Source organism: Luedemannella flava, assembly GCF_039528515.1.
Lineage (GTDB): Bacteria > Actinomycetota > Actinomycetes > Mycobacteriales > Micromonosporaceae > Luedemannella > Luedemannella flava.
On the sequence record NZ_BAAALT010000001.1, the window covers coordinates 49,471 to 55,982 of the forward strand.

Sequence of the window (6,512 nt, forward strand, 5' to 3'; positions counted from 1 at the left end):
TCAGAGAGAACACTTTCCATGTGACGGCCGCCGCGCCCTCTGGGCGGCGGACGGTGCGAGCCCTTCGCGCAGCGTGGGCGACCTCGCCCGTAGCTGACGGCATCACTGCAGGTTACGAAGGCAGAATGGAACTTCCTGATGGACTTCTGCACGCGCTCCAGATAACTCAAAGTCCTCTGACCTTGAAGATGAGCTCGACCCGGTCGCGGGCCTGGAACTTCGCCAGGATCCGCGAGACATGGTTCTGCACGGTCTTGGTCGACAGCCCCAGGTCCCGCGCGATCGCCCCGGGCTCGCGGCCCTCGACCAGCAGCTCCAGCACCTCCGCCTCCCGCCCGGTCAGGTCCGCCGCGTGCCCGGTCCGCCCGCTGCGGATCCGGTCCGCGACGGCCCCGGTGAAGACCGCGCCACCGCCGACGATCGTGCGCAGCGCCGCGAGCAACTCCTCCTGGCCGACACCCTTGAGCAGGTACCCCGAGGCACCGGCCCGGAGTGCCGCGGTCAGGGAGCGGTCGTCCTCGACCATGGTGAGCACCAGCACGGCCGTCCCGGGACAGGCCGCCAGGATCCGTGGGATGGCGGTCAGACCCGATCCGCCGGGCAGGTTGAGGTCGAGCAGGACGACGTCGGGACGGGTCAGGGTCGCCTCCCGGACCGCCTCCTCGGCCGTCGCCGCCGTCCCCACGACGGTCGTGCCCGGCACCGAGGAGAGCAGCCCGCTCACCCCGTCCCGAAACAGCGGGTGGTCGTCGACAATGAGTACTCTCATCTGCCTTTATCCTCTCGGCAGGACGGCGGTCACCACCGTGCCCAGACCCGGGCGGGACGCGACCGCAAGCGTCCCCCCGACCTCCTCGGCCCGCTCGCGCATCGTCGCCAGGCCGTTGCCGTCGCGGGCCGCCGGTTCGCCGTTGCCGTCATCGGACACGCTCAGCTCCAGCTCGACGTCCCGGTAGGCGAGCACCACCTCGCAGGTGCGGGCACCGGCGTGACGTACCACATTGGTCAGCGCCTCCTGCGCGATGCGGTACGCGGCCACCTCGGTCGGGCTCGACGTGTGCGGGCCGTCGCACACCCGGATGCTGATCTGGGTCTGCCCGCTGAGCTCGCCGGCGAGCCGGGTGAGCGCGCCGACGAGGCCCAGCTCGTCCAGGTGCGGCGGGCGAAGGCCGTCGATCAGTCGCCGCACGTCGTCCACCGTGTGGCGCAGGCGGTCGCGGATCTCGAGCAGCAAGGGCTCCGCCGCCGGATCCCCGGCGAGCACGTTGCGGGCCGTGTCCACCTTGAAGGTCAACGCGGCGAGCGTGGCGCCGAGCCCGTCGTGCAGGTCGCGGCGCAGCCGGCGGCGCTCCTCCTGCTGCGCCTGCACCAGCCGGTCGCGCGAGCGGCGAAGCTCGGTGGCGAGCCGCCGGGCGCGGACGACCGGAGCGATCTGCCGCTCCAGCGACTCCAGGAGCGCCCGGTCACGCGGGCGCAGCCGGCGATCCGCGACAGCGGAGAGGCAGCCGATGGTCTCCGCGGGCGGCATCGGATCCTGCCGCTGCCCGGCCTCGGCCACCGTCTCGCCGTCGCAGTCGATCGCGACCCAGCGGAGTTTGAGCGTCGCGGCCAGCTCGACCAGGGCGTTATCCAACGTGGACTGCGGTGCGGCCGCGTCCGACAGGCGCAGGCCCAGACGCCGGCCGACCTCGTACGGATCCTCCCAGTTGCCGTAGACCACCCGGTTGGCCACGCGTTGGAGGGTGCGGCGCATCGGTTCCACGGCCAGGGCCACGGCGACCGCGCCCACGAGCCCCAGCCACCATCCCCGCCGTACCCCGATCATGGAGCCCGCACCGGCCACGGCCAGCAGGTAGACCGCGAACACCGCCGCCGTCAGGACGGCATAGAGCAGCGTCCGCCGCAGGATCAGGTCGAGGCCGTAGAGGCGGCGCTGCAGGACGGCGAAGCCGATCGCGGTCGGTAGGGCCGCGACGGCGAGGGGGTACGCCAGCGCCGTCGACACATCGAGCAGCGCGACCACCATCACGACAGGCACGAGCAGGCAGGCCAGCGCGAACCAGCTGAGCTGCTCGCGCTGCAGCTGGTCCGCCCGCCGCCAGCGCACGCCCATGGCGACCAGCCCGGTCGCCGCGGCGACGAGCGCGAGCGCGAAGCCGAGCAGGAAGCTGGCCTCCGCCAGCGTCCCGCCCGCTCCCGGCAGGGCCAGCGGGTTCGGCAGACCCTCCACCCGCAGGTCGATGGGGTGAGGTTGGCACAGGGACCCGAACGTGAACGCGCTCAGCGACCAGGCGGCCACGGCGGCTGCCCATCGCCAGCGCGGCCCGGGAAGTCGGCCGTCCGGGAACACCAGCGCGAGGCCGCCGACCAGGAGCAGCCAGCCCAGCCCGCGCACCGTCAGCGCCACGACCACCACGCCCACCAGGACGGGGTCGGCCCGCTCGATCGCCCGCGCGACGCCCCATTCCACCACCGGCGCCGCCAATCCCCACAGGGCGCCGCTGGCGAGCATGATCACGCCGACCCGGTGACCGGGCCGGATGGTGAGGATGAGCGCCCCTACCCCGGTTATCGCGGCGATGGCCACCAGGTCGGCCAACCGGCTGTCGGCCTGCGCCAGTCCGCGCGCCTGAGCGACCAGGGCGGCCACGGTGGCCGCCCCGGTCGTCATCACGGTCAGGCCCCACAGGAGGGCGAGCCGAGCCGTCCGGATCATGCCGGCGATACTGCCGGCACCTGCGCGGCGCGCGCACCATCCGTTGAGCTGATCTTCGTGGACACCATCCAGATCGCCGCCGCCAGCGACCACAGGAGCCCCACCATCGCCGGCAGGTCGGCCTGCCCGTCGGTGAAGAACGCGAGGCCGACCGCGAGCCAGCCCGCGAGCACCAGCGCCGGGACGCTCAGCCACTTCGGCAGCGACCGACCGGTCAGCCCGGAGACGCCTACGGCGGCGAAGAAGAAGGCGTACGCGGCAAGCGACGTGACGTAGGTGGTGTTGCGCAGGGTGTTCAGGGCCTCCACCGACGCCGGGTCACCACCGTGGCTGCCGATCCACAGCGCGGCGGCGCCCGCCGCGAAGCCCGGCGAGAGCGTCGTCGCCACGAAGGCGGTGACCGCCAGGATCGACGTCAACGCCCCGAACGCGCTGACCGGCTCGGCCGAGCGCAGGTGCCGGTAGAGGGCCGCGGCGAACGGCAGGAGCAGCAGGTACCCGAGCAACTCCAGGTGGCCCCCGAGGAACACGGGGCTGGGGTCGCCGTCGACGAAGAACGTCGTCAGGTTCTCCTTGGGCGCGGTCAGGGTGATGTCGACGACGTCCTGGAACTGGATGGCGAAGCCGGCGATGACGATGGCCACGTGGGCGATGCCTATGGCGCCAGCGGCGCGCAGTGCGTTTCGAGTCATGCATGGAGCGTGCCGATCCGGCGGCCGCGGCACATCGGGCTGGTTCCCGGGTGACCCGGGAGATCCTCCCGGCCGGGTTGAAGTTAATTTAGACTGCCGCGGTGACTTCGAAGGGCCGATCAACCGAGCGTGGTCCGCTGACAATTGCGCAGATCGCCGAACGGGCGGGGGTATCGGTCGCGACCGTGTCCAAGGTCGTCAATGGTCGTGCGGTGGCTGGCGAGACCCGCGACCTCGTCGAAGACGTGATCAAAGAGTGGGGCTACCGGCGCCAACGCAGGGTCACCGCGCCGGCACCCCTGGTGGAGCTCGTCTTCAACGTGCTGGGCGGCGACTACGCCATGGAGATCATCGTCGGCGCCGAACGGGCGGCCCGGCAACACCACCTGGCCGTGATGGTGTCCGGGCTCGAGGGCCGGCAGGCGCCCAGCCGCGGCTGGGTTGACGAGCTGGTGTCACGCCGACCCACCGGCGTGCTGTGGGTGTTCTGCAGCCCCACGGTCAGCCAGGTCAAGCTGTTCCGCAGCCGGCACATCCCGTTCGTGATGGTCGATCCGCTCGCCGAGCCCGGCCCGCAGTTCCCGTCCGTGAGCGTCAACAACTGGAATGCCGGGCTCTCGGCCACCCGCCATCTGCTGGAGCTGGGCCATCGGCGCATCGGGCTCATCGCCGGCCCCACGCACGCCCTCGCCAGCCGCGCGAGGCTCGACGGCTACCGGGCCGCGCTCGACGCGGCCGGGGTCCCGATCGACCCGGGCCTGATCCGGCAGGGCGACTTCCAGATCTCCAGCGGCGTCGAGAACGCCCGCCATCTGCTCGGGCTCCCCAACCCGCCGACCGCCATCTTCGCCTCCAGCGACCGGGACGCCATCGGGATCTATCAGGTGGCCTATGAGCTGGGCATTCGCATCCCCAAGGACCTCAGCGTGGTGGGCTTCGATGACATCCCACCGGCGTCCTGGCTGACCCCACCCCTGACGACCGTGCGCCAGCCCCTTGCCGATATGGCCGGCGCGGCGGTGGACCTGGTCGTGGACCTGGCCAGGGGCAAACAGCCCAGCCGTCGGGAGGCCACCTTCTCCGCCGATCTCATGGTCCGCGGCAGCACCGGCGCGCCGCGCACGGCATAGCCGGGGCGGCCCCGCCGGGACCGCCCCGGCAGACTCAGAAGTTCTTGCCCCGCACCGTCCAGTTGGGCCGGGACGCGAGGCCACCGCCGATGACGAACGACCGGACGACGCTCTTCACCCGGCTGTCCTGGGCGGCGATGAGCGCCTCCAGCCCGCCGCAGGAGTGACCGGCGGCGGCGACCCTGGGTACCCCGTTGGCGGTGTTGTCGGTGTTTGCTGCCGGGCTCCTCTTGATCTGGTGATGTGCGGCGTGCCCGTGGGGTGGTCGGCGCGTGCCGGCGGCGACCCGCGATGCCACATGTCGCGGACTGATTCCCGCCGCGCAACGAATTGGCAATGGTGGATGTTACGAGGCTGTTAAGGCTAGCACCGAAATTATCGCCGGCAAGACGGCAGAGTTTTGGCCGGCACGGCGCCGATCGGTGCGTGTGATGGCGTGTGAGCTTGCCTTTGCCTACTGGCTGCGATCGCGGCATGCCTCGCGAGCTATCGATCAAGTTACCAGTGGGAACAGTGGCGATCGTTCCATAGGGACTTCGGGTCACGGCCATGCATAACAATATTGGCGGAGACATTTCATCGAATGTTTTCGTTGACACTCGAACTGATGTGCCGCTATTTTCGGTCCACTCAGCCGAAAACATCGAGCAGCGATGGTTCGTCTGAGGGAAGTGCTTGCCACCGAGCGCATCACAGGAAGCTGTTCGGCATTCCCCGTCCCGTCCCTGGGAGAGACCGCTCATGCGCGTCGCCCGTAACGCGAGCGTCGTTGTTAACGCTAACATCGCTCGGCCTCGAAGCCGCTTTCGTGCTGGCTACGACGACTGGCGTGCCCACGACCGCCATCGCCCTGACGCCGTCGGCATCCGCTGGGACTTCGATCACGATTGGAAAGGAGACACTCGTGACGATCACGAGTGACGCGCCCGCTATCCGCCGGCGCCATGGTTGGCGCACGGCGCTGGCCGCCGGCGTGGTGTCCGTCGTCGCGGCCGGCGCGGTGGTCGCGGTGGGCACCTGGCCGGCATCGGCGGCCACCGTCGACACCAGCGCCTGGTACGTGCTGGTCAACCGCAACAGCGGCAAAGCCGTCGACGTCTACGGACGGGCCACCAACGACGGAGCCCGCATCACCCAGTGGACCCGCAACGACGGCACCAACCAACAATGGCAGTTCGTCGACTCCGGCAACGGCTACTACCGCATCAAGTCCCGCCTGTCCGGCAAGGTCCTCGACGTCTACAACTTCTCCACCGCCAACAGCGCCAGCATCGTCCAATGGTCCGACGCCAACGGCACCAACCAACAATGGCGCCTCGCCGACTCCGACAACGGCTACGTCCGGCTGATCAACCGCAACAGCAACAAAGCCCTCGAAGTCCAGGGCGCCGCCACCACCGACGGCGCCAACATCGTCCAGTACGACGACTGGGGCGGCGCCAACCAACAATGGCAACTCGTCCGCGTCGGCGGCACCACACCCACCACCGCCGCACCCACCACGGGTGGTGGTGGCACGTGTTCGTTGCCGTCGTCGTACCGGTGGTCGTCGACGGGTGTGTTGGCGAACCCGAGGTCGGGGTGGGTGTCGTTGAAGGACTTCACCAGCGTGATGTACAACGGTAAGCACCTGGTCTACGCGTCGTACGTGTCGAACGGGTCGTACAGTTCGATGAACTTCACGCCGTTCACGAACTGGTCGGACATGGCCTCGGCGAGTCAGAACGCGATGCCCTCGGCGGCGGTGGCGCCGACGCTGTTGTACTTCGCGCCGAAGAACATCTGGGTGCTGGCGTACCAGTGGGGTCAATGGCCGTTCATCTACCGCACGTCGACCGACCCGACCAACCCGAACGGGTGGTCCGCGCCGCAGCCGTTGTTCACCGGCAGCATCTCCGGGTCCAACACGGGTCCGATCGATCAGACGTTGATCGCTGACAGTCAGAACATGTACCTGTTCTTCGCCGGTGACAA

General features: G+C 69.7%; 6 protein-coding genes. 2 read left to right on the plus strand and 4 right to left on the minus strand.

Going from position 1 to position 6,512, the window contains the following annotated elements; genetic code table 11:
* Window positions 1–166: 166 nt before the first annotated feature.
* From ABD211_RS00270 to ABD211_RS00280, 3 genes are read right to left on the minus strand one after another with little or no spacing between them, the layout of a single operon-like run.
* Window positions 167–769: a response regulator gene (locus ABD211_RS00270; protein ID WP_344124953.1), complete on the minus strand. Its 603-nt coding sequence runs from the start codon at window positions 767–769 to the stop codon at window positions 167–169.
* A gap of 6 nt (window positions 770–775) precedes the next feature.
* On the minus strand, window positions 776–2,716 hold the full coding sequence (locus ABD211_RS00275) for a sensor histidine kinase (RefSeq protein ID WP_344124954.1): 1,941 nt from the start codon (window positions 2,714–2,716) through the stop codon (window positions 776–778).
* Entirely contained in the window at window positions 2,713–3,408 is a 696-nt protein-coding gene (locus ABD211_RS00280; RefSeq protein WP_344124955.1) for a hypothetical protein, read from the minus strand. The genes ABD211_RS00275 and ABD211_RS00280 overlap by 4 nt, the downstream gene beginning before the upstream one ends.
* Before the next feature lie 101 nt (window positions 3,409–3,509).
* Between ABD211_RS00280 and ABD211_RS00285 the strand changes: the two genes are divergently transcribed.
* Window positions 3,510–4,538, plus strand: coding sequence for a LacI family DNA-binding transcriptional regulator (locus ABD211_RS00285; protein ID WP_344124956.1), 1,029 nt, complete (start codon window positions 3,510–3,512; stop codon window positions 4,536–4,538).
* Window positions 4,539–4,572: 34 nt separating this feature from the next.
* On the opposite strand, the gene ABD211_RS00290 is transcribed toward ABD211_RS00285, so the two are convergent.
* Window positions 4,573–4,836, minus strand: a complete 264-nt coding sequence (locus ABD211_RS00290; protein ID WP_344124957.1) for a hypothetical protein — start codon at window positions 4,834–4,836, stop codon at window positions 4,573–4,575.
* A gap of 606 nt (window positions 4,837–5,442) precedes the next feature.
* Here ABD211_RS00290 and ABD211_RS00295 point away from each other — a divergent pair.
* On the plus strand, window positions 5,443–6,512 hold a 1,070-nt coding region (locus ABD211_RS00295; protein ID WP_425560311.1), incomplete at its 3' end, for a non-reducing end alpha-L-arabinofuranosidase family hydrolase.